Consider the following 3164-nt stretch of genomic DNA (forward strand, 5'->3'; position numbering starts at 1 on the left):
GCAGCCTGTCCCGGCCCGGGTGCTGCTGCGGCGCTGCCTGACCGCTTCCGGGCTGGCCGTGCAGACCGACGACGACACCGCCCTGCTGGTGATGACCACCTGACCCTTCCGGCCGGCGCCGATGGATCGTGGGCAGGCGGACCCCAGGCGGGTGGGCGACGCCTCCGGGGTCAGGCGGATGCGGCTTCGTCACCGTCCGAGCTGAGATAGCGCGACCAGCGCGGGTCCATCCGCCGGCTGCCCAGAATGCGCCAAGCGGCTCCGCTCGGCGCTCTGGGAGCCGTGCGAAGCCGCCAGCCAAGATCGGCTACAGCCCGGTCTGCTTTCAGATGATTGCAGCGGCCGCAGGCCGCCACCACGTTCTCCCATACATGCGCGCCCCCGCGGGAGCGGGGGATGACGTGATCCAGCGACGTCGCCGGCGCACCGCAGTAGACGCAGCGGTGATGGTCGCGCGCCAGCACTCCCTTGCGGGTGAGTGGCACCTGGGATCGGTACGGCACCCGGACGAATCGGGCCAACCGCACCACCACGGGTACCTCGACCGCATATGTCGCCGAGTGGAGAACCCGATCTCCGGCCTCGACCATGACTGCTTTCTCGGTGAGCACGAGCACCAGCGCACGCCTCTGTGAGACCACGCATAACGGTTCATACGTGGCATTGAGAACCAGCGCTTCTGTCACGCGCCGACCTCCTCGCCCTACCGGGTGGCGGCCGTCACGAGCTCGCCACCGGTGACACTGAGACAGTCAACCGCCTTCAGAGCTCGAATGCGAGCGGGTTTGCGATTGTCGTCGGGTAATCGTTGACACACTGTGCAACTTTGCTCACGTTCGAGCCACTTTACGCGCCTGTTCGTTGACTATACGTCATTCCCTGGCATCAACCCATCGCTCCGCGGCTGCGGCCCATCGGTAAGACTGGGCACCGCGTGGTGCCCGCGAGCGTCGCACCACCGGTTGCTCTAAGAAGATCGATTGCCTGTGAGGAGCTGAATCCGGCCGTGGCCGTCTCCGTGTCCGTGTTCGCCCAGCCGTTCGGGTCGTTACTGAGCCAGGCGGTCGAGGCGTCGAGCTCGCCCGCAGCCGCCGTGCCGACCCCGAGCCCGAGCCCGAGCCCGACCGACCTCCCGATCACTCCCAGTCTCGACCAGATCATTGGTGCGGTCCAGAACGCATGTGGCCAGAAGCCCGGCGTCCTATGCCGGACGGTTTTCGATCTGACCCACAGTGAGTACCTCGCCGGCGGTGCCAATGTCTTTCTCGGGACACCGCTGAAAATTTTACTGATCTTGATGATCGCCTTTCTCGTCCGGACGATGCTGCACCGCTTCATCATCCGGACCACCCGGCGGGCCGCCAACGGTGGGCCCAGCGGGCTGTTCCGGTCCGGGCGCGCGATCCTTCTCGGTGCCTTCGGTGATCCGACCGTCCTGCTGGAACGACGCCGCCAGCGCGCCGAGACGGTCGGGTCCCTGTTGCGCAGTATCACCTCGGTGATGGTGTTCGGGATCGCGTTCGTGACCGTTCTCGGCGAACTGGCCATCAACCTCGCGCCCATCGTCGCCAGCGCCGGAGTGGTCGGCGTGGCCGTCGGCTTCGGCGCGCAGAATCTCGTCCGGGACTTCCTGTCCGGCGTCTTCATGCTCCTTGAGGACCAGTACGGTGTGGGCGACGTCATCGATGTCGGACCGGTCAGCGGGAGCGTCGAGGCGGTCAGCCTACGAGTCACGCGACTGCGGGACATCGAGGGTACGGTCTGGTATGTCCGCAACGGCGAGATCGCGCGGGTGGGGAACAAGGGTCAGCAATGGGCACGCATGGTGCTCGACGTCCCGCTGGACTACGACACCGACGTGGCCAGGGCCAAGCGGATTCTCAAGACGACCGCGGACAAGCTCTGGGCGGAGCCGGCGTTCGCCTCCCTGATCATCGCCGAACCCGAAGTATGGGGGATGGAATCGATGACCGCGGACGGCTACGCGTTGCGGGTGGTCGCCAAGACCCAGCCGCTCAAGCAGTGGGATGTCGCACGGGCACTGCGCGAGCGCGTCCGGGCGGCGCTGGACGTCGAGGGGATCGAGCTCGGCAGCGTCCAGCGCAGCGAGGTTGTCATGATCGACGATGGTGATGATGACGCGACACTGCGGGATCGCGATGACGAGGAGGATCCCGCCGGCCAGGGTTCCACCAGCGTGATCGACAGTGGCCCGCTCCCCGAGCTCGACGGACCCGCTCGGTCGCCGGTGGGTCGATCCACCGGCCCGGCGTCGGTAACCCACTAGCCCACGAGCCTGCTAGCCCACGAGCCTGCTAACTGAACGGTGCATAAGGATCTCGGTAGGCGATGCTGAGAGGCCGTCCGGAGGGCTCGTGGAGCCTGACTCGGAGGGCAGACTGTGGGGTGTGCGCGTACTGGTGGTTGATGATGAGCCGGCGGTCCGGGAGTCTCTAGAGCGGTCGCTGCGGTTCGAAGGCTACGAGGTCAGCTCGGCCCGCGACGGTGCCGAGGCGCTGGACGCGGTTACTCGTGACCGCCCGGACATCGTCGTGCTGGACGTGATGATGCCCCGGGTGGACGGCCTGGAAACGTGTCGCCGGCTCCGTGGCCGTGGCGATGACCTGCCGGTACTGATGCTCACTGCCCGTGATGGACTGGCTGACCGGGTCAGCGGCCTGGACGTGGGGGCTGATGACTATCTGGTCAAACCGTTCGCACTCGAGGAACTGTTCGCCCGGCTGCGCGCGCTGACCCGCCGGGCATCGCTGTCCGCCCGGGCCGCGGCCTCGGCTGGCGCGGTCGCCGCGGGTGCAGACTCCTCGACGGTCCTGCCCGGCGTGCCCCCGGCGCTGCTCTTCGCCGACGTCCGTCTCGATCCGGGCAGCCGGCAGGTGACCCGTGCGGAGCGGGAACTGACGCTCACCAAGACCGAGTTCGACCTGCTGGAGCTGTTTCTCGTCCACCAGCGTCAGGTCCTCTCCCGTTCCACGATCATGGAGAGGGTCTGGGGGTACGACTTCGGACCGTCGTCGAACTCGCTCGAAGTGTTCGTCAGTTACCTGCGCCGCAAACTGGAGGCCGGCGGCGAGTCGCGCGTGCTGCACACGGTTCGCGGGGTGGGTTATGTCCTGCGGGACGCGGCATCGTGACCAGCCCGACCG

The 3164-nt window shown here is 67.2% G+C and carries 3 protein-coding genes; 2 read left to right on the forward strand and 1 reads right to left on the reverse strand.

Annotated elements, in window-relative coordinates:
- Positions 1–170: 170 nt before the first annotated feature.
- The gene (locus U9980_RS18710) at positions 171–686 is read right to left on the reverse strand and encodes an HNH endonuclease (protein WP_322748376.1); all 516 of its coding nucleotides are present in this window, start codon (positions 684–686) and stop codon (positions 171–173) included.
- Between the two features lie 320 nt (positions 687–1006).
- Between U9980_RS18710 and U9980_RS18715 the strand changes: the two genes are divergently transcribed.
- Together U9980_RS18715 and U9980_RS18720 are read left to right on the forward strand one after the other, a co-directional pair.
- A complete protein-coding gene (locus tag U9980_RS18715) occupies positions 1007–2287 on the forward strand; it encodes a mechanosensitive ion channel family protein (RefSeq protein WP_416210318.1) in 1281 nt (426 codons plus the stop codon).
- A 121-nt stretch (positions 2288–2408) separates the two neighbouring features.
- Positions 2409–3152, forward strand: coding sequence for a response regulator transcription factor (locus tag U9980_RS18720; protein WP_322769100.1), 744 nt, complete (start codon positions 2409–2411; stop codon positions 3150–3152).
- The last annotated feature ends 12 nt before the right edge of the window (positions 3153–3164 follow it).

The sequence above is a fragment of the Protofrankia sp. Cr1 genome (genome assembly GCF_963555865.1).
GTDB lineage: Bacteria > Actinomycetota > Actinomycetes > Frankiales > Frankiaceae > Protofrankia.